Origin of the sequence: Amycolatopsis tolypomycina, from assembly GCF_900105945.1 — a bacterium.
Taxonomy (GTDB): domain Bacteria; phylum Actinomycetota; class Actinomycetes; order Mycobacteriales; family Pseudonocardiaceae; genus Amycolatopsis; species Amycolatopsis tolypomycina.
Genome location: NZ_FNSO01000003.1, coordinates 258,411 through 277,147 on the forward strand (window position 1 = coordinate 258,411; position 18,737 = coordinate 277,147).

17 protein-coding genes are annotated in these 18,737 nt (G+C 71.2%); 9 read left to right on the forward strand and 8 right to left on the reverse strand.

Annotated features, from left to right (window positions below; genetic code table 11):
• Positions 1 to 36: 36 nt before the first annotated feature.
• Together BLW76_RS06785 and BLW76_RS06790 are read right to left on the reverse strand one after the other, a co-directional pair.
• The gene (locus BLW76_RS06785) at positions 37 to 1,254 is read right to left on the reverse strand and encodes an MFS transporter (RefSeq protein ID WP_091304992.1); all 1,218 of its coding nucleotides are present in this window, start codon (positions 1,252 to 1,254) and stop codon (positions 37 to 39) included.
• Positions 1,244 to 1,702, reverse strand: a complete 459-nt coding sequence (locus tag BLW76_RS06790; RefSeq protein ID WP_091304993.1) for a MarR family winged helix-turn-helix transcriptional regulator — start codon at positions 1,700 to 1,702, stop codon at positions 1,244 to 1,246. Before BLW76_RS06790 ends, BLW76_RS06785 begins: the two co-directional genes overlap by 11 nt.
• 67 nt (positions 1,703 to 1,769) lie before the next feature.
• On the opposite strand from BLW76_RS06790, the gene BLW76_RS06795 reads away from it, so the two are divergent.
• Positions 1,770 to 2,408 (forward strand): HAD family hydrolase, encoded by a 639-nt coding sequence (locus BLW76_RS06795; protein WP_091304994.1) that lies wholly within the window; start codon positions 1,770 to 1,772, stop codon positions 2,406 to 2,408.
• Here BLW76_RS06795 and BLW76_RS06800 read toward each other — a convergent pair.
• The 4 genes from BLW76_RS06800 to BLW76_RS06815 all read right to left on the reverse strand — a co-directional run bounded on the left by BLW76_RS06800 (position 2,401) and on the right by BLW76_RS06815 (position 5,423).
• Entirely contained in the window at positions 2,401 to 3,099 is a 699-nt protein-coding gene (locus BLW76_RS06800; protein ID WP_091304995.1) for a hypothetical protein, read from the reverse strand. The genes BLW76_RS06795 and BLW76_RS06800 overlap by 8 nt on opposite strands.
• Positions 3,096 to 3,614, reverse strand: a complete 519-nt coding sequence (locus BLW76_RS06805; protein WP_091304996.1) for an RNA polymerase sigma factor — start codon at positions 3,612 to 3,614, stop codon at positions 3,096 to 3,098. Before BLW76_RS06805 ends, BLW76_RS06800 begins: the two co-directional genes overlap by 4 nt.
• 103 nt (positions 3,615 to 3,717) lie before the next feature.
• Positions 3,718 to 4,806: an inositol-3-phosphate synthase gene (locus BLW76_RS06810; RefSeq protein ID WP_091304997.1), complete on the reverse strand. Its 1,089-nt coding sequence runs from the start codon at positions 4,804 to 4,806 to the stop codon at positions 3,718 to 3,720.
• A 71-nt stretch (positions 4,807 to 4,877) separates the two neighbouring features.
• Complete coding sequence (locus BLW76_RS06815; protein WP_091304998.1) at positions 4,878 to 5,423, reverse strand: PadR family transcriptional regulator; 546 nt, start codon at positions 5,421 to 5,423, stop codon at positions 4,878 to 4,880.
• A 245-nt stretch (positions 5,424 to 5,668) separates the two neighbouring features.
• Between BLW76_RS06815 and BLW76_RS06820 the strand changes: the two genes are divergently transcribed.
• The 3 genes from BLW76_RS06820 (at position 5,669) to BLW76_RS06830 (ending at position 11,195) form a co-directional block, all read left to right on the forward strand.
• On the forward strand, positions 5,669 to 6,064 hold the full coding sequence (locus BLW76_RS06820) for a DUF5318 domain-containing protein (RefSeq protein WP_091304999.1): 396 nt from the start codon (positions 5,669 to 5,671) through the stop codon (positions 6,062 to 6,064).
• 67 nt (positions 6,065 to 6,131) lie between these two features.
• Positions 6,132 to 8,783: a transglycosylase domain-containing protein gene (locus BLW76_RS06825; RefSeq protein WP_143060544.1), complete on the forward strand. Its 2,652-nt coding sequence runs from the start codon at positions 6,132 to 6,134 to the stop codon at positions 8,781 to 8,783.
• A gap of 120 nt (positions 8,784 to 8,903) precedes the next feature.
• On the forward strand, positions 8,904 to 11,195 hold the full coding sequence (locus BLW76_RS06830) for a transglycosylase domain-containing protein (protein ID WP_091305000.1): 2,292 nt from the start codon (positions 8,904 to 8,906) through the stop codon (positions 11,193 to 11,195).
• Between the two features lie 72 nt (positions 11,196 to 11,267).
• On the opposite strand, the gene BLW76_RS06835 is transcribed toward BLW76_RS06830, so the two are convergent.
• Entirely contained in the window at positions 11,268 to 12,314 is a 1,047-nt protein-coding gene (locus BLW76_RS06835) for a Gfo/Idh/MocA family oxidoreductase (protein WP_091305812.1), read from the reverse strand.
• A gap of 76 nt (positions 12,315 to 12,390) precedes the next feature.
• Here BLW76_RS06835 and BLW76_RS06840 point away from each other — a divergent pair, with 76 nt between their 5' ends.
• Positions 12,391 to 13,449 carry an ROK family transcriptional regulator gene (locus BLW76_RS06840; protein WP_091305001.1) on the forward strand — a complete coding sequence of 353 codons (1,059 nt, stop codon included), beginning with the start codon at positions 12,391 to 12,393 and terminating at the stop codon, positions 13,447 to 13,449.
• Between the two features lie 48 nt (positions 13,450 to 13,497).
• A complete protein-coding gene (locus tag BLW76_RS06845) occupies positions 13,498 to 15,048 on the forward strand; it encodes a glycosyltransferase family 87 protein (RefSeq protein WP_091305002.1) in 1,551 nt (516 codons plus the stop codon).
• On the opposite strand, the gene BLW76_RS06850 is transcribed toward BLW76_RS06845, so the two are convergent.
• Positions 15,045 to 15,818, reverse strand: a complete 774-nt coding sequence (locus BLW76_RS06850; protein ID WP_167384492.1) for a deoxyribonuclease IV — start codon at positions 15,816 to 15,818, stop codon at positions 15,045 to 15,047. The genes BLW76_RS06845 and BLW76_RS06850 overlap by 4 nt on opposite strands.
• A gap of 116 nt (positions 15,819 to 15,934) precedes the next feature.
• On the opposite strand from BLW76_RS06850, the gene BLW76_RS06855 reads away from it, so the two are divergent.
• The 3 genes from BLW76_RS06855 (at position 15,935) to BLW76_RS06865 (ending at position 18,712) form a co-directional block, all read left to right on the forward strand.
• Positions 15,935 to 16,726 carry a hypothetical protein gene (locus tag BLW76_RS06855; protein WP_091305004.1) on the forward strand — a complete coding sequence of 264 codons (792 nt, stop codon included), beginning with the start codon at positions 15,935 to 15,937 and terminating at the stop codon, positions 16,724 to 16,726.
• 116 nt (positions 16,727 to 16,842) lie between these two features.
• A complete protein-coding gene (locus tag BLW76_RS06860; RefSeq protein WP_208613231.1) occupies positions 16,843 to 17,730 on the forward strand; it encodes a hypothetical protein in 888 nt (295 codons plus the stop codon).
• A 100-nt stretch (positions 17,731 to 17,830) separates the two neighbouring features.
• A complete protein-coding gene (locus BLW76_RS06865; RefSeq protein WP_091305816.1) occupies positions 17,831 to 18,712 on the forward strand; it encodes a hypothetical protein in 882 nt (293 codons plus the stop codon).
• The last annotated feature ends 25 nt before the right edge of the window (positions 18,713 to 18,737 follow it).

Below are 18,737 nucleotides of genomic sequence, written 5' to 3' on the forward strand. Positions count from 1 at the left end.
GCCGTCGCTCTGCGTGAGATCGAACCAGCGTGAAATCTAGAACTCTTCGCCGACGAGCACCGCTTCCTTCGGCACCGAGTGCGAGTCGGCCTGGCGCTCCCGCAGCGAGAGCAGCGCGCCCGCGACGACGCACAGCACGGCCGAGGCGACGAACGGCGCCTGCGGCGAGCCGAACCACTCGGCGACGTGCCCGACCAGCGTCGCGGCGACCGCGCCGCCCAGCCAGCGGCAGAAGTTGTAGCCCGCGCTGGCGACCGGGCGCGGCGCGTCGCTGATCGACATCGCGGTGCCGGTGAACAGCGTGTTCAGCAGGCCGGACACCAGCCCGGAGACGATGATGCCCACCACGAGCACCGGCTTGCTCGGCACGGCGAGGACCAGCATCAGCACGGCGTACCCGAAGACGGCGGCCGCGGCGGCGTGCCGTTCGCCGAGCCGGGCGGCCAGCCGCGGCGCGAGGGCGACCCCGGCGACCGCGACGCACAGGCCCCAGCCGCAGAACACGAGGCCGACGGCGATCGCGCTCCAGCCGAGGACGAACGGCGACCAGGCGAGCACCGCGAAGAACGCGGCGGTGTACAGGGCCGAGGCGACGGACGTGCGCAGCAGGCCGGGGTGCTTGAGCGCGCGCAGCGGGTCGAGCAGCTTGACCGGCGTCCGCTTCTCGTGCTTGTCGCTCTTGAGGAAGACCGCGCACAGCACGAGCGCGCCGGCCATCAGGATCGCGGTGCCGGCGAACGGGCCGCGCCACGAGATGCTGCCGAGCAGCGCGCCCAGCAGCGGGCCAACCGACAGGCCGACGCCGAGGGCGGCCTCGTAGAGCAGGATCGCGCCGCCCTGACCGCCGGTCGCGGCGCCGACGATCACCGAAAGCGCCGTCGCGATGAAGAAGGCGTTGCCGAGGCCCCAGACCGCGCGCAGCCCGACGAGCTGCTCGATCGACCCGGCGGCCGCACACAACGCGGTGGCCGCGACGATCAGCGTCAGCCCGACCAGGACGGTGCGCTTCGCGCCGAACCGGGCGCTCGCCGCGCCGGTGAGCAGCATCGCGACGACCTGGACGCCGAGGTAGGACGAGAAGAGCAGCGTGACCTGCGACGGCGTCGCGTCCAGGCCCTTGGCGATGGACAGCAGGATCGGGTCGACCAGGCCGATCCCCATGAAGGCGATGACCGCGGCGAACGCGGTGATCCACACCTGCTTGGGCTGGCCCTTGACCGCGTCCAGCAGGCTCGAGTGGTGTTCAGCGCTCATCGCTGATCAGTTCCTCCTTCTTGGTGTCGACAAGTAGCTTGGCGAGAGCGGGCAGGGCGGCTTCGATCGCGGCGCGATCGGTCTCGTCCATCGCGATGAGCCGCTCGCGGAGGAACTCCTCGCGAGCCGTCACCAGTTCGGCGTAAAAGCGCAAGCCCTCGTCGGTGACTTCGACCAGCACCGCGCGGCCGTCGGCGGGGTCCGGGCGGCGGGTCGCGAGGCCGAGCCGTTCGAGCCTGCCGACGACGTCGGTCATCGACGGCAGCTTGACCTGCTCCAGCTCGGCGAGCGTGCTCATCCGCCGCGGGCCGCCGTTGACCAGCTCACTCAGCACCGAACCCTGGGTGAGGGTCAGCGTCAGCTGCGGCGTCTGGCGGCGCACCTGCTGGTACAGCCGGAAGACCAGCGGCCGCAGCCGGTGGGCGAGATCGGTGATCGCGGAAGTCACTTAGCTAGGCTAACAAAAATTAGTAAGGGTGGCTAAGTAAGTCCGCTCACAGGTTAGGCTCGACGCCATGGACGCGGTGATCTTCGACCTCGACGGCGTACTGGTGGACTCCGAGCGGAACTGGGACGAGGTGCGCCGCGCGGTCGTCGCCGAGCACGGCGGCACCTGGCGCGCGGAGGCGACCCGGGCCCAGCAGGGGATGAGCACCCCGGAATGGGCCCGCTACCTGGTGGAGGAGCTCGGCGCCCGGTTGTCACCGTCGGCAATCGCCACGCTCGTCGTCAAGCGGATGGCCGCCCGGTACGCCGAGGAGCCGCCACTGATCCCCGGCGCGGTGGACGTCGTCCGGCAGGTGTCGAAGCGGTGGCCGGTGGCGATCGCGAGCTCGTCGCCGGTGATCCTGATCAAGGGGTTCCTCGACGTGACCGGCCTGCCGGTCGGGGCGGCGGTGTCGTCGGAGCAGGTCGGCGCGGGCAAGCCGGCGCCGGACGTCTACCTGCGGGCGGCCGAGCTGCTGGGCGTGGCGCCGCAGGGCTGTGCCGCGGTGGAGGACACGACGAACGGGCTGCGGTCCGCGCTGGCGGCGGGGATGGCGGTGTACGCCGTGCCGAACCCGCACTTCCCGCCGGACCCCGAGGTGCTGGCGCAGGCGACGGCGGTGGTGGAGAAGATCACCGACTTGCCGGCGGCGCTGGGATTCAGCTGACTTCGAACCGGACCGGCGGCGAACCCGGGTTCACGTCGGCGAGGAACACCTGGCCCATGTCCACCACGGCGACCGCCTTGGCTTGGCTCAGGTCACCGGCGGCGTCGTAGAGGCGCAGCGTGTGCACCGTCCGGGCGACGAGGAAGACCGCCTTGCCCGCGGGCAGCGGCCCACCCTTCTTGCCGACGTACCCAGCGCTCACGGGATATCCCGACACAGGAACGCACGACGGTGACTCGATGCCGAAGTTCGAGTCCGTTCCGCCGTGGGTCGCTCCCTTGGGCAGTGCCTCGATGCAGAACACGGGCCGTCCCGTGGTGTCGAGGGACTGGGAGGCGTACGAGGTCCAGGCGTCCGTTTGGCCAGCGAAGTCGATGAGCGCCTTCGGTTCGCCCGGGAAGCTCAGGCGCAGCGAGATCTCAGGCTTCGCGAACACCAGTTCCTGCCCCGGCTGCTTCGCGGGCTGCGGGGGAGGCGGGGGCGAAGCCGTGTTCAGCTGGGTGGCCAGCAGCACGCTGGTCAGCACCACCAGCACCGCGGCCAGCGGGGCGCCCCACACCGCCACCTTGCGACGCCGGGGCGGCCGCCGCTGCCTGCGCTGCTGTTCCGCCCAGGCCGCGTCGAGGTCGGGCGTGACCTCCCGGGCCTGCCCCCGCAGTGCTTCGGCCAGCTTGCGTTCCAGGTCGGTCATCGCTCACCTCCCAGGTCGTCCCCCAGGTGCTTGCGCAGATTCTCCATCGCGTGGTGGGTGGTCGCCTTGACGGTCCCCGGGGAGATGCCCAGGGTTTCCGCGATGGCCGCCGTGCTCAGGTCGAGCCAGTACCGCAGCACCAGCACCTCGCGTTGCCGGCGGGACAGCTTCGCCACCACCGCGCGCAGCTGCTGGTGCTCCCAGTTGGCCACCGCCGTGACCTCGGCCGACAGCTCGTCCGGCGGCCGGTCCTGCGGGGTCCGCCGGACGACCCGCAGGTGCCGGGTCCGCGACCGCGACATGTTCACCACGGTCGTGCGGAGGTAGCCGGCCACGCGCGTGTGGTCGGTCAGGGAGTCCCAGCGCTGGTGGAGCTTGACGAAGGCCTCCTGGGCGACGTTCTCCGCGTCGTCCGCGCCGAGCAGGTGGGCCAGCCGGGTCATCTGGCCGAAGTACTCCCGGAACAGGTCGTGGAAGGTCGGCGCGCCCAGGTCCCCCGGCACGCTCTCACCCACGCTCGCACTCACACCCCGCCAACGCGCACCCCGCCCCACCGGTTTAGTGCACCATGAGAAAAAGGCCGCCACCATTGGTGACGGCCTTCTTCGTAGCTCAGCTCTACCGCTCGATCTCGCCGCGGATGAACTTCTCGACCGCGTCGCGGGCGGTCGCGTCGTCGTACTGCTCCGGCGGCGACTTCATGAAGTAGGACGACGCCGACAGGATCGGGCCGCCGATGCCGCGGTCGAGCGCGATCTTCGCGGCGCGGACGGCGTCGATGATGATGCCCGCCGAGTTCGGCGAGTCCCAGACCTCGAGCTTGTACTCCAGGTTCAGCGGCACGTCACCGAACGCGCGGCCCTCGAGCCGGACGTAGGCCCACTTGCGGTCGTCGAGCCACTGCACGTAGTCCGACGGCCCGATGTGGACGTTGCCCTTGCCCAGCTCGCGGTCGACCTGCGAAGTCACCGACTGGGTCTTCGAGATCTTCTTCGACTCGAGCCGCTCCAGCTCCTTCATGTTCAGGAAGTCCATGTTCCCGCCCACGTTGAGCTGCATCGTCCGGTCGAGCTGGACGCCGCGGTCCTCGAACAGCTTCGCCAGCACGCGGTGCGTGATGGTGGCGCCGACCTGCGACTTGATGTCGTCGCCGACGATCGGGACGCCGGCGTCGGTGAACTTCTGCGCCCACTCGGGGTCGGAGGCGATGAACACCGGCAGCGCGTTGACGAACGCCACGCCGGCGTCGATCGCGGCCTGGGCGTAGAACTTGTCGGCCACCTCGGAGCCCACCGGCAGGTACGACACGAGCACGTCGGCCTGCGCCTCGCGCAGCGCGGCGACGACGTCGACCGGGGTCTCGTCGGACTCCTCGATCGTCTCGCGGTAGAAGCGGCCGAGGCCGTCGTGCGTGTGACCGCGCTGGACGGTGACGCCGAGCGGCGGCACGTCGGCGATCTTGATGGTGTTGTTCTCGGACGCGAAGATCGCCTCGGACAGGTCGCGGCTGACCTTCTTGGCGTCCACGTCGAACGCGGCGACGAACTCGATGTCGCGGACGTGGTACCCGCCGAAGTCGACGTGCATCAGACCCGGGACGCGCGTGGCCGGGTCCGCGTCGCGGTAGTACTGGACACCCTGGACCAGCGACGCCGCGCAGTTGCCGACGCCCACGATGGCCACCCGTACGCGGCGGTTGTCGCCCATGGGGGTTTCTCCTTCATCCGTGTCTGTTCAGTAGGTCTGGTGCCGCGACGCTGCGGCCCGGGCCGGGCGGCTCAGGTCTCCGGACCCTGCCGTTCGGCTTGTTCGTGCGCGATCAGCTCGTTGAGCCAGCGCACCTCCCGCTCGCTGGTCTCCAGCCCCAGCCGGTGCAGCTCGCGGGTGTAGCGATCGATCTTCTCCTCGGCCCTGGCCAGCGCCGCCCGCAAACCCTCGCGGCGCTCTTCGACGCGGCGGCGGCGGCCCTCGAGGATCCGCATCCGCACGTCGGCCGGGGTGCGCGAGAAGAAGGCCAGGTGGACGCCGAAACCTTCGTCGTCCCAGGTCTGCGGCCCGGCGTCGCCGAGCAGCTCACCGAAGCGTTCCTTGCCCTCCGCGGTGAGCTTGTAGACCCGCCGTCCGCGCCGCGACCACGCCCGGTCGTCGGCCTCGTCCAGCTCTTCGACCAGGTACCCGGCCCGCAGGAGCTTCCGCAGGGTCGGGTACAGCGAGCCGTACGAGAACGTCCGGAACGTGCCGAGCGTCTCGTTCAGCCGCTTGCGCAGCACGTACCCGTGCATGGGCGCTTCGTGCAGGAGACCCAGGATCGCGAACTCCAGCACACCGCACCCCCTTCCGGGAACAAACCGAGACGACCCGCGTTGCTCCGAACGAGCGCCTCGATCCAACCTACTCAGCCACTATATCGCGCCGATACATCGAAGTGGCGAAGGTAACCTCGACGTACTACCCATCGAGGCCGAAATTCACCGGAGAGTTATCGAACCTCCGGCGTGTCCGCCCCGGTCCCGGGCCTGCCCACGCTAGGGGGCGTGGACGTCACAGAAAGAGCCCGTACTCTGTCCTCGTGATTAACCAGCGGCAGGTCGTGGACTTCGCGCTGCAGCGCCGTGCGCTGCTGGCCGAAGTCCGCTCCGGGCGCGTCGGCAGCTACGAAGCCTGCGACGCGAGCCCGTACCTGCTGCGGGCGGCGAAGTTCCACGGCCGGGACGGTGAGCTCCCGTGCCCGATCTGCCGCCAGGAGCCGCTGACCCTGGTGTCCTGGGTCTACGGCGACGAGCTCAAGCACGTCGCGGGTTCGGCGAGGACCCCCGAGGAGCTGGCCAGGATGGCCGGCCTGTTCGCCGAGTTCACCGTGTACGACGTCGAAGTGTGCCGGGCGTGCCACTGGAACCACTTGGTGCGGTCATACGTCCTGGGCACGGGGGAACCGGCGGGTCCACGAAGGACCGCGGGCCGGTGAGCCACCGCACGACCATCGCAACACGCAGGTCAGTACCCCTGCGGGCACTGATCCGGGAGGACCGTCCGTGACCGACGACAACCGCTCCTGGCCCAACCAGGAGCCAGATGCACCCCGTCGCGCCCAGTGGCCGGGTGAAGACGCGGGCCCGGCGTGGCCCGGTGAGTCGCCCCGGCGCGCCACCCCGCCTCGCGGCAACCCCCGGCAGGGCGGCCCGGCCTGGCCCGCCGGCGACGAAGGTGGCCGGCAGTGGCCCGGTGACCAGCCACGACGCCCGCAGGGTCAGGCCGGCGCGCCCGGCCGTCGCCAGCCACCGCCGCCCGGCGGCCGCCGTCCCGGTGGCCCGCCCGGTTCGCCGCCGCAGGGCTTCCGGCAGCCCCCGCCCGCCGGGCGCCGTCCGGAACCGGAACCCGAGCGTGAGCCGGATCTCATCACCCACCACGCGCACAACGGGACCGAGGACGCGTACGACGACGACCGCCGGTTCGACGAGTTCGCCGACGACGTCGAGCCCCAGCAGGAGCTCGACGAGAAGGGCCGGAAGGTCCTCACCCCGGCGCAGAAGAAGAAGCGCCGCTGGAAGATCATCCGGCGGGTCGCCTACGCGTGCGTCGGTGTCTTCTTCGTCGTCCCGGCGATCGCGTTCGTGATCACGTACTTCATGGTCGACGTGCCGACGCCGGAGAGCGTCGCGGCGCTGCAGAGCCAGCCGATCACGTACTACTACGCCGACAACAGCGTCATGGGGAAGTCGACCAAGGGCGGCGACCGCCAGCTGCTGAAGCCGGGCGAGATCCCCGACGTCGTCAAGCACGCCGTGTACTCGGCCGAAGACGCGACGTTCGAGACCAACTCCGGCTTCGACTTCACCGGCATCCTGCGCGCGGTCTTCAACCAGGCGACCGGCGGCCAGGGTGGTGGCTCGACCATCTCCCAGCAGTACATCAAGCAGGCCACCCAGAACGACGCCCCGACGCTGACCCGCAAGTGGACCGAGCTGGCCAAGTCGTTCAAGATGAACAACCAGGAGTCCAAGGAAGAGATCATCACGGGCTACCTGAACATCGTCTACTTCGGACGCGGGGCCAACGGGATCCAGGCGGCGGCCAAGGCGTACTTCAACAAGGACACCAAGGACCTCAGCGCGTCCGAAGCATCGCTGCTCGCGGGCCTCATCCAGGGCCCCGGCCGGTCGGAGAACCAGGACTACATCCACCGGCGGTGGACGTACGTGATGGACCAGATGGTCGCCAACAAGTGGCTGCGCGCCGACGAACGCGCGAGCGCGCAGTTCCCGACGCCGGTCCCGAAGGCGTCCAAGGACAGCGGACAGACGATGCCGTACCACATCCAGCAGCGGATCGACGACGAGCTGGCGGCCGAGGGCTACGACAACGCCAAGCTGCACGCGTCCGGCGCCAAGGTCTACACCACGATCGACCCCAAGGCCCAGAAGGCGGCCGAAGAAGCCGTCGCGGAGAAGATGAAGGGCCAGACCGACGACCGGCTCCTCAGCGCGCTGGTCGCGGTGAGCCCGAAGACCGGCGGCGTCCTCGCCTACTACGGCGGCCCGGACATCGTGAAGAACGCCGAGGGCAAGGACCAGACCGGCCAGGACCGGGCCAACCAGGCGCGGAACCCCGGTTCGTCGTTCAAGGCGTTCGACCTCACCGCGTACCTGAAGATGGGCAAGGGCCTCGGCGACACCTTCGACGGGCAGAACAACCGGAAGTTCGGCAACCCGCCGCGGACGATCCGCAACGCGGGCGAGAGTTCCAGCTGCGGCCCGGAGTGCACCGTCGCCGAGGCGATGGAGATCTCGGCGAACACCGTGTTCTACGACATGGTCTACAACATCACGAAGCCGGCGCGGGTGGCCCAGGCCGCCAACGAAGCGGGCGTGCCGACGTCGCCGCAGATGAGCCAGGACATCAACATCGCGCTCGGCGGTGGCGCCACCGTGGCGACGCCGGAGGCCATGGCCGCGGGCTACGCCACCTTCGCCGGCGACGGCATGCAGCGTCAGGCCCACTTCGTCGCCAAGCTGACCAACGCCCAGGACGAGGTCGAGTTCGACGAGAGCAAGTACCAGGCCAAGCCCGCGTTCGACAGCGACGCGCAGAAGACCGCGCAGATCGCCGGCAACGTGACCACGGCGCTCGGCCCGGTCATCCCCCACTCGAAGCTGGAGTGCCCGACCGGTCACCAGTGCGCCGGCAAGACCGGTACGCAGCAGTACGACCCGCGCGACGGCGACCCCGCGGCGTACCGGGACCGCAACGCCCAGACCTGGATGGTCGGCTACACCCCGTCGGTCTCGGCCGCGGCCTGGGTCGGCGGCGACGGCAACATCCCGCTGCACGACAACAAGAACAAGCCGATCTTCGGTAGCACCATCGCCGGTCCCATGTGGGAAGCGTTCATGCAGAAGTACCTGGAGGGGACCCCGGGCGAGAAGTTCGACAAGGTCGACCCGATCGGCAAGGACGCCAACGACGTCACCACGACGCAGTCGAAGCCGTCGAACACGCCGACGCCGTCGGACACGCCGACCTCGACCCCGACCGAGCCGTCCTCGGAGACGCCCACCGAATCCGAAACCGAAACCTCGACGTCGCGGACCCGGACCCCGCGGCCGGGGCCGGGCGGGTCCACCATCCCGCTACCGGGCGGCGACGGTAACGGGTTCGCCCGGCCACCGGGTTCGGAAGACGGCTGACCGAAGGGCCCCCGCACTGCGAGTGCGGGGGCCCTTCGCTGAACCACCGCCGTCCGTGGTCCGTGTGGAGTGTCGAGGGGTCTGCGCCCGCAGCCCACTTGCGTACCCGAGGACGGCCCCGTGTACACCGACCGAAATCGCTCGAGGCTCGGCCGCCGGCCGGTTCCGCGTGGTCGTTACCAGCCACGCCGGCCTCTCCCGCGGCCGGACGAACCGGACGAGCCCACCGCCGACATCGCCGCCGACCCGCGCCGCCGCCGCTGGAAGACCGTCCGCCGGGTGGTGTACGTGCTGTCCGGCCTGTTCTTCCTGGTGCCCGCGGTCGCCTTCGTGATCACGTACTTCGCCGTCGACGTGCCTTCGCCGGCCTCGGTCGCGCAGTCGCAGGGCCAGGCGGTCACCTACCTCTACGCCGACGGCACCGAGATGGGCAAGGACGTGCCCACCGGCGGGAACCGGCAGCTCCTCGACCCCGCGCAGATCCCGGACGTCGTCAAGAAGGCCGTGATCGCCACCGAGGACGCGTCCTTCGAGACCAACTCCGGGTTCGACGTCTCCGGCATCCTGCGGGCCGCCTACAACCAGGTCACCGGCGGCTCCGGCGGCGGCTCGACGATTTCCCAGCAGTACATCAAGAACGCCTCCGGCGACGACGCGCCGACGTTGACGCGCAAGTGGGTCGAGCTCGCGAAGTCGTTCAAGATGAACCAGACCTACGAGAAGGCGGACATCATCACCGCCTACCTCAACATCATCTACTTCGGCCGCGGCGCCTACGGCATCCAGGCGGCGGCGCAGGCGTTCTACGGCAAGGACGCCGCCCAGCTGAACTTCTCCGAGTCCGCGCTGCTCGCCGGGCTGATCCAGCAGCCGGGCCGGTCGGAAAACCCGACGGTGGCTCGCGACCGGTGGAGCACCGCGCTGGACCGCATGCAGCGCAACGGTTACCTCTCCGCCGCCGACCGGAAGGCGGCGCGGTTCCCGACCCCGATCCCGCTCGTCGAATCGCGGCAGGGCAACACGGTCAACCCGTTCGTCAAGAAGCAGGTGAAGGCCGAGCTGGCCGCGGCGGGGATCCCCGAGGAGAAGTACTACTCGGGTGGGTTCCAGGTGTTCACGACGATCGACTCGAAGGCGCAGGACGCCGCCGAGCAGGCCGTGGCACAGGGCATGGCCGGGCAGACCGACGACCGCGTGCTCGGCGCGATGGTCGCCGTCGACCCGAAGACCGGCGGCGTGCTCGCCTACTACGGCGGCGAGCCGATCGTGAAGGGCCCGAACGGCGAGGACCAGGCCGGGCGCGACTGGGCGGACGAAGCGCACAACCCCGGGTCGTCGATGAAGCCGTTCGACCTCACCGCGTTCCTCAAGGGCGGCCGCGGGCTCAACGCGGTCTTCGACGGCCGCTCGCCGCGCTCGTTCCCGGACGTGCCGCTGCCGGTGCGCAACGCCGGCGCCAGCAGCAGCTGCTCCGAGGTGTGCACGGTGGCCGAGGCGATGCAGCGGTCCACCAACACCGTCTTCTACGACATGGTGCTCAACGTGACCAAGCCGGCGGGGGTGGCCGAGGCCGCGCAGGAAGCGGGCATCCGCACGAAGGACAACGGCGGCCGCAGTGTGCTCTTCACCGGGGACAACAACATCTCGATCGGCGGCGGCCAGACCGCGGTGACGCCGGCGGACATGGCCTCCGCGTATGCGACCTTCGCCGCCGGCGGCATCCAGCACAGCCGCCACTTCGTGCAGAAGGTGACGAACTCCCAGGGCGAGACCGCCTACGAAACCGGCGCGCGCGCGACGGACGCGTTCGCGGACAACGACCGGGACCGGAGCAGGCAGATCGCCGGCAACGTGACGGCCGCGCTGGCGCCGGTGATCCCGTTCTCGCGGCTGTCCTGCCCGGCCGGGCACGAGTGCGCGGGCAAGACCGGGACCCAGCAGCACACGCCGGCCGCCGACGAACCCGCGTCCGCGGCGAACACGAACTCGCAGACGTGGATGGTGGGCTACACCCCCTCCGTGTCGGCCGCGGTGTGGGTGGGCGGCGACGGCGACAAGGCACTGCGCGGCCCGAACGGCGCGCCGCTGACGCCGTCCGTCGTGGCCGGCCCGGTGTGGCAGCGGTTCATGCAGCTCTACCTGGCCGGGAAGCCGGCCGAGCGGTTCGACCGCGTCCAGGCGATCACGGCACCGCAGGACGACCAGCTGCAGTTCCAGCTCCAGCTCCGGCAACAGCAGGTGCAGCAGCAACAACAGCAGCAGCAGCAGGACGACGACCGCTTCACGATCGGCCGCGGCGACAACCGCGACCAGCGGCAACAGCAGCAGGACGGCGTCCGCGGCAACGACCGGCGCGACGGCCGCGGGCGTGGCAACGGCAACGACACCGGGCAGGCGAACTTCGGCCCCTGACAGCGGGTCGTCCGGCGAAGGAGGCCGTGACCTCGAAGCTGGGGGTCACCGAGGTCACGGCCGGTCAGGGGGTCAGAGCTCGACCACGGTTCCTTCGACACCGGAGCGGTGGGCGGCCTCGATCACGCGCAGGGCCTCGACCGAGGACGCCGGGTCGACCGGGAACTCGCCTTCGCCGCGCAGGGCGTCACGCACCTCGGCGTAGAACTGCTCGTAGCGGCCGGTCTCGGTGGGCACCGTCTTGACGTCGCTGCCGACGCCGATCCGGCCCGCGTCCGCCGCCGGCTCCACGCCCCAGCCGTCGTCCCCGGGGCGCATGCCCGCCTTGATCTGCGGTTCCTGCACGTCGAGGCCGTACTTGGTGAACGTGGCCCGCTCGCCGAGGACCCGGAACCGCGGGTTGAGGGTGCCCGCCAGCGCGGACGCCCACAGGTGCGACCGGACGCCGTTCGCGTGGTGCAGCGCGACGAAGACGTCGTCGTCGACCTGGACACCCGCCCGGCGGCGGTCGACCTCCGCGTAGACGCGGGTGACCGGGCCGAACAGCTGCAGCGCCTGGTCGACGATGTGCGCGCCGAGGTCGTAGAGCAGGCCGCCGGCCTCGGCCGGGTCGCCGAACTCGCGCCAGTTGTCCTTGGGCTTCGGCACCCAGCGGTCGTAGCGGGATTCGAAGCGGAAGACGTCGCCGAGCCGGCCGGACTCGAGGACCTTCCGCACGGTGAGGAAGTCGGAGTCGAGCCGCCGGTTCTGGAAGACCGTCAGGCCGACGCCGGCCGCCTTGGCCGCGTCGACGACCCGCTGGGCTTCGGCGGCGGTCGGCGCGAAGGGCTTGTCGACGACCACCGGCAGGCCGGCTTCGATCGCCCGCAGCGCGAGCGGCACGTGGGTGCGGTTGGGCGTGCTGACCACGACGAGGTCGAGGTCGCCCGCCCGCTCGAACAACGCGTCGGCGCCGGGCACGACGTCCGCGCCCGGGTGGTCGGTGCGCGCCTGGGCGGCGTTGCCCGACGTCGTGATGACCGCCGGGGTGAGCCCGGGGGTCGCCGCGACCAGCGGCGCGTGGAACACGCGGCCACCGATGCCGTACCCCAGGATGCCCACACGCAAGTCGTCCGCCATGCCCGTCATTAAACCCCGCCGCTCCGCAATAAAACAACAGCGTTGCCTAACTGACCAGACGTGCGAAGATCCGTCCATGGCGGACACCGGGGTGAACCTGCGCGACGTGCGCGCGCACAACCGCGCCCTGCTGCTCTCGCACATCCTGCGCGCCGGCGGACTCAGCCGCGTGGAGCTCGCCGAACGCACCGGGCTCACCCAGCAGGCCGTCTCCAAGATCGTCCCCGAACTGCTCGACACCGGCCTGCTGGACGAGCAGCGCCAGCCCTCCGCCGGGGTGGGCAAGCCACGCACGGCGCTGCGCATCCGGGCCGGCGCCAAGCATGCGCTCGGCGCGCGCCTCGACCGTGACGAGTACCACGTGCTGCGCACCAACCTCGTCGGCGAGGTCGAGGAGACGGCGGGCGGCCCGCTGCCGCCCGGCTTCACGCCCGCGCAGGCCGTCGAGGCCATCGGGGCGACCGCGCTCGAGCTCGCCGACGGCTTCGACGTGCTCGGCCTCGGCCTCGGCGCGGTCGGGCCGCTCGACCACCACGCCGGCCTGGTCCGCGACGCCACGAACATGCCCGGCTGGCACGACGTCCCCCTGCGCGGCCTGCTCGAGCGGCGCACCGGGCTGCCGGTGACGCTCGACAAGAACACCAACGCGGCCGCGTTCGCCCGGCTCTGGCCGCACGGCGAGCCGACGGCGACCGCGGTGGTGCTCGTCGGCACCGGCATCGGCGTCGGCCTGCTGATCGACGGGCGGCTCTACCGCGGCCCGCGGACCAACGCGGGTGAGTTCGGGCACACCACGATCGCGTTCGACGGGCCACGCTGCGCCTGCGGGCGACGCGGCTGCGTCGAGATCATGGTCAAGCGCGCGCCGGACACCCGGGCCGCGGCCGGCCTCCTCGGCATCGGGCTCGCCGACCTCGTGCAGGTGCTCGACCTGGAGCGGATCGTGCTGGCCGGGCGGGCGGTCCGGGACGAGCCGGGCGTCCACCGCGAAGCCGTCTCGGAACGGCTCGAGGAGCTGCTGCCGCTGCCGCACTGGCAGCGCATCGAGGTCGTCGAAGACACCTCCGGCGAGGAGCTCGTCACCCGCGGCGCGGCCGCCGAGGTCCTGGCCTCGTACTACGCGAATCCGGCGTGATCACCGGCTTCACCACAGCGCACGTCGATCACCGATACGATCCGCCTCGTGCCAGAGGAGACCACGCGGGAGGCGGACCCCAGGCCCGTGACGCTGTCCCGGGCGGACCGGGTCGTCCCCAGCTGGAACGAGCCACTGGCGGCGGCGGTCACCAGACCCGTCGGCGGCCCGCTGGGTGAGCACGCGGCGGTCGGCAGGCACTGGTTCTGGTCGCCCCAGCGCGTCGGCCTGCTGCTGGCCACGCTGGCCCTGATGCTGTGCTGGTTCGGCAAGGGCTCCTGCATCCAGCAGTACCAGGACGCAAACGGGAACACCCAGCTCGACTGGCGCGCGGGCCGCCCGTTCGTCGCCATGTGCTACTCCGACATCGTGCCGCTCTACGGCTCCGAGCGGCTCGACCGGCCGGGCACCTTCCCGTACTACACGTCGTGGCAGGAAAGCTCGCAGACCGCCGAGAACAACACCCGGTACATGGAGTACCCGGTGCTCACCGGCCTCTTCCAGTGGGCGAACGCGAAGCTCGCCCAGGGCTGGTACAGCGTCGCACAGGCCGGCTGGCTGCCGGGCGCGCTGCCGGTGGCGATCTACTTCGACATCACGGCGTTCTTCCTCGCGCTCGCCTGGCTCGTCACCGTCTGGGCCACCGGCCGGACGATGAAACGCCGTCCGTGGGACATGGTCCTGGTGGCGATCTCGCCGCTGGTGCTGGTGCACGCCTTCACCAACTTCGACGCGATCGCGACCGCGTTCACCGCGGCCGGCCTGCTCGCCTGGGCGCGGAAGCGGCCATTGCTCGCCGGGCTCCTGCTCGGCCTCGGCGCGACGGCGAAGCTCTACCCGCTCTTCCTGCTCGGCGTGCTGTTCGCGCTCTGCCTGCGCGCGGGCAGGCTCACGCCGTTCTGGAAGACGGCGGCCGCCGCGGTCGTGACGTGGCTGGCGGTGAACGCGCCGTTCATCCTCACCGCGACCCGCGGCTGGTGGGAGTTCTTCCGGATGAGCGCCCTGCGGCCGATGGACCCGGACTCGCTGTACAACGTCTTCTCGTACACCACCGGCTGGGCCGGGTTCGACGGCGTGCTGCAGAAGAACCAGACACCGACGTACCTCAACATCACGGTGGCCGTGCTGTTCCTGGCCTGCTGCGCCGGGATCGCCTACCTGGCCCTCGCCGCGCCGCGGCGGCCGCGCGTCGGCCAGCTCGCGTTCCTCGTCGTGGCCGCGTTCCTGCTGACGAACAAGGTGTGGAGCCCCCAGTACTCGCTGTGGCTCGTCCCGCTGGCCGTGCTGGCCATCCCGCGCTGGCGGCTGCTGCTCGGCTGGATGCTGATCGACGCCGTCGTCTGGGTGCCGCGGATGTTCTACTACCTCGGCGTCGACCACAAGGGCCTGCCCGAGGGCTGGTTCCTCGGCACGGTCGTGGTCCGCGACCTGGCCGTCATCGGCCTGTGCGTGCTGGTCGTCCGGGAGATCTACCGGCCGGCCACCGACCTGGTCCGGATGGACGGCGACGACGACCCGGCCGGCGGCTTCCTCGACGGCGCCCGTGACGTGATCATCCCGAACGCGGTCCGGCGCCGCCGGCGGGCCGTGACCGTCTAGCCGAGCTGTTCCCGCAGGTAGGCGATGTCGGCGGCCTGGCCGTCGGGCGGCGTCTCGACGACGACCGGGGCGCCCGCCGCGCGCGCGACGGCGACCAGCACCTCGGGGTCGATCGTGCCCTCGCCCTTGACGACGTTCGCGTGCCGGTCGCGGGTGGAGCCGAACTCGTCGCGGGAGTTGTTGAGGTGCACCAGGTCGATCCGGCCGGTGATGGCCTTCACCTTCTCGACGGCGGTGGCCAGGTCCCAGCCCGCGGCGAAGGCGTGGCAGGTGTCCAGGCAGAACCCGGCGCCGAACTCGCCGACCTTGTCCCACAGCCGGGCGATGACGTCGAGGTCGCGGGTGATCGCGTTCTCGCCGCCGGCGGTGTTCTCGATCAGGATCGGGACCTTGAAGCCGCCCTTCTCCTGCTCGCGCTCGAAGAGCTTGCGCCAGTTGTCCAGGCCGGCCTCGACGTCGTCGTTCGCGCCGACGTGCCCGCCGTGCACGATCAGGCCCTTGGCGCCGACCGCCGCGGCGCCGTCCGCGTGCTGCGTGACGTTCTTCCGGGAGGGGATCCGGATCTTGTTGTTCAGCGAAGCCACGTTGATCAGGTAGGGCGAGTGGATGAACACCTCGACCGGGTCGGCCGCGATGGCCTCGCCGTGCGGGTGCGGCTTCGGGGCTTTCCAGCCCTGCGGGTCGGAGAGGAAGAACTGGACGACGTCGGCTTTGCGCTCGGCGACCGCGGTCAACGGGTCGTCGTCACGGACATGGGCGCCAATCAGCATGCCGAGCACGGTACTCCGGACCCCTAGTGCGGCCGGTGAGCCCGCTTGGTGACGCTGGTGGAGTACCGTGAGCGCGTTCCGTGATCCAGATTTGGTCCGACTGCCGGAGGGCACCGATGGGGAAGCACGTCGCCCGGATCACCGCACTGGGGTTCACCCTCGCGGCGTCGGCCACGCTCGCACTGCCCGGCCCGGCGAGCGCCGACACGAGCCCCACACTCGGCGGCAGCTGCGAGGCCACGCTGCAGAACGGCGGGTCGCCCGGCCTGACCCTGGACGCCGGCGCCCCGCTGAACGCCCCGAACCAGCTCACGGTCGGCCTGGACTCGAGCTCGCGGAACACGAACGGCTCGAAGCCCCTGCTCACGTTGCCGCTGGGCGACACGGTGAAGGCGCTCGGCATCGGCCAGGTACCGCTGGTCGGCGACGCGACGGCGAAGGGCGTCTGCCCGGCCGCGCAGGGCACGCTCAACACCGTCGGCGGCCTGACCCAGGGCGTGGCGGGCGAACTGCCGCCCCTCCCGCCTGCCCCGCCTGCCCCGCCGGGGCCGCCGGGGCCGCCGGGTCCGAACCCGCCCGGCCCGACGCCGCCGGGTCCGCCCGGCTCCAGCACCGGCCCGGTCGTCAGCGGCCCGGGGAGCGCGGGCCTGCCGGGCGACGCGATCTCGGGCATCTTCACCAACGCCGCCCTGCTGCCGGGGAGCCTGGTCCAGGCGCCGGTGATCGCGCAGATCATCCCGGGCCGGCAGGTGCCGCCACCGACCGTCGACGCCGAGCGGTCCGGTACCGCCGAGGCCCTGCCGGGTGTCACGCCGCCGGCGAAGCTGCCGATGCTGCTCGCCGTGCTGGCGCTGGCGATCGTCGCGGCCGCGCTCGTCCGGGCCTGGATCCGCCGCAGCCCCGCCTGACGCACGGTCACCCCGCTTCCACCCGAATGCCGGACATTTTTGAGCGAGCGGGCGTCACCGAGCTGCCTTAGCGTCGTTGTACTGGGAAGTAGGCGACGACACCAGGGGCGGCGAGCATGCGGGATCGGACACGGAGGGCAACGGCGGTCGGTGCGGCGGCGGTCGTGCTCGCGGGTTCCGCCGTGCTCGGCATGCCCGGCACCGCCTCGGCCGACACCATCCCGGCCAAGTGCGGTGACACCGTGACCGCGAAGCCCGGCGATGTCATCTCGACCCCGTTCGGCCTGAAAACGGTGACGGACGGGCTGACCAGCCTGGTGGGCGGTCTGCTCGGCGGCCTCTGCAAGGTCACCGTGAACATCGTGGACACGGTCGTCGCGCCGGTTCCGGTCGTCGGCGCGCCCGCGGCGGGGGCGCTGAACAACACCGTCGCCGGCACCACGAACGGAATCACCCAGGCCACCGGCGATGTCGGCCGGAGCCTGAGCGGGGGTGGCAAGCAGTCGTCGCCGCAGCCCGGCGGCACAGGCGGCAGCCCGCAGCAGCCGCCGGCGCAGGGCGGGTCCGGGGGCGCGCCGCAGGGCGGCACCCCGGCCGGCACCACGCCGATCCCGGACGCGAACAGCCCGCTCCTGCCCGGCTTCGCGAGCACCCCCGTGTTCGGCGGCTTCCCGTTCACCTTCGGCACCGGCTACGCGCCGATGCGCGACTACAGCGGCATCCCGTTCGCGACGGCCGGGCTGTTCACGCCGTCGCCCGCCATCCGGTACGGCAGCCAGATCCCGGGCTACGCGCCGCAGTACGGTCTCACCGGTCCGGACGGCACCGCGGAGAACAATTCCGGTGTGCAGGCCGCCGGGCAGGCGGAAGCGCTACCCTCGGCATCGGACGGATTCACGAACGGGTCGAATCTGCCGCTGCTGATCGCGGTTTTGGCACTCTCCGGAGTCAGTGCGGGCCTTGTCCGCACCTGGGTACTCCGCCGAATGGCCGCTGCGAATTGATCCAACTGCCGAGTATCTTTCGCGTATCTCCCTCGTTCATCCTGATGTTGCCTCGAACGACGCCCCCGTAATCCCTGGAGGACAGCTCGTGCGGAAGACCATGACCGTCATCGCCATGGCCGCGTTCATGGTCGGCGGAGCGTTCCTCTCCACGGGCACGGCCTCCGCCGCCACGACCCTCGCGGGCACCTGCACGGGCTCGGTCAGCGGCAGCATGGGCGACACGGTCGCGGTCACCGGCGCCTCGGTGAAGGAACTGGTCCGCAAGGGCGCCCGCGACTACGTCAACAGCCACTTCTGGACCTTCGCCAGCGTGTGGCCGGATTCCCTCGCCGACACCATCGCCGGCAAGGGCGCGCTGACCGTCGGCCAGGTGCCGAACGCCGCGGGCGGCACGATCGCGGGCTCCGCGGTCGGCGGCGCCGTCGCCACCGCACTGAAGGGCGCGAACGGCCTGGGCGTGCTGGACAGCACCAAGAACGAGGTGCTTGCCGCGATTTCGTCGAACGTCGCGAAGAACTGCGGCCTGACCACGATCGCCACCAACTACGCCGCGCCCGCGACGCCGGGCGCCGGCACCCCGCAGGCCCGCACCGACACCGTCCCCGGCGGCGCGTCCGGCAACCTCTCGAACCTGAACCCGGGCACCAGGGGCGGCACAGGCGGCACAGGCGGCAGCGCGCCGATGCGCGACTACAGCGGCATCCCCACCGCCACCGCGGGCACCGCCGTCGCGCCCGGGGTGCGCTACCCGGCGAACGGCACCCTCCCCGGCGACCTCTCGGCGCCGCAGGCGGGCCAGGGCGACCAGAGCGGGCAGAGCGGCCAGGGCGCCGACATCCGCGACGCCGGCAACGCGCAGTCGCTGGCCTCGAACAGCGCGGCGGACGACGTGCAGCTGCCCATGCTGCTCGCGGTGATCGTGCTCGCCGGGGTGACCGCCGGGCTCGTCCGCACCTGGGTGCTGCGCCGGGCCGCCTGACCCCCGGGAAGAGACCCGCTGTCCG

Coding starts and splice junctions, on each gene's coding strand:
- BLW76_RS06785 (WP_091304992.1), bottom strand. CDS start 1,254: ATGAGCGCTGAACACCACTCGAGCCTGCTGGACGCGGTCAAGGGCCAG.
- BLW76_RS06795 (WP_091304994.1), top strand. CDS start 1,770: ATGGACGCGGTGATCTTCGACCTCGACGGCGTACTGGTGGACTCCGAG.
- BLW76_RS06800 (WP_091304995.1), bottom strand. CDS start 3,099: ATGACCGACCTGGAACGCAAGCTGGCCGAAGCACTGCGGGGGCAGGCC.
- BLW76_RS06810 (WP_091304997.1), bottom strand. CDS start 4,806: ATGGGCGACAACCGCCGCGTACGGGTGGCCATCGTGGGCGTCGGCAAC.
- BLW76_RS06835 (WP_091305812.1), bottom strand. CDS start 12,314: ATGGCGGACGACTTGCGTGTGGGCATCCTGGGGTACGGCATCGGTGGC.
- BLW76_RS06840 (WP_091305001.1), top strand. CDS start 12,391: ATGGCGGACACCGGGGTGAACCTGCGCGACGTGCGCGCGCACAACCGC.
- BLW76_RS06850 (WP_167384492.1), bottom strand. CDS start 15,818: ATGCTGATTGGCGCCCATGTCCGTGACGACGACCCGTTGACCGCGGTC.
- BLW76_RS06855 (WP_091305004.1), top strand. CDS start 15,935: ATGGGGAAGCACGTCGCCCGGATCACCGCACTGGGGTTCACCCTCGCG.
- BLW76_RS06860 (WP_208613231.1), top strand. CDS start 16,843: ATGCGGGATCGGACACGGAGGGCAACGGCGGTCGGTGCGGCGGCGGTC.
- BLW76_RS06865 (WP_091305816.1), top strand. CDS start 17,831: ATGACCGTCATCGCCATGGCCGCGTTCATGGTCGGCGGAGCGTTCCTC.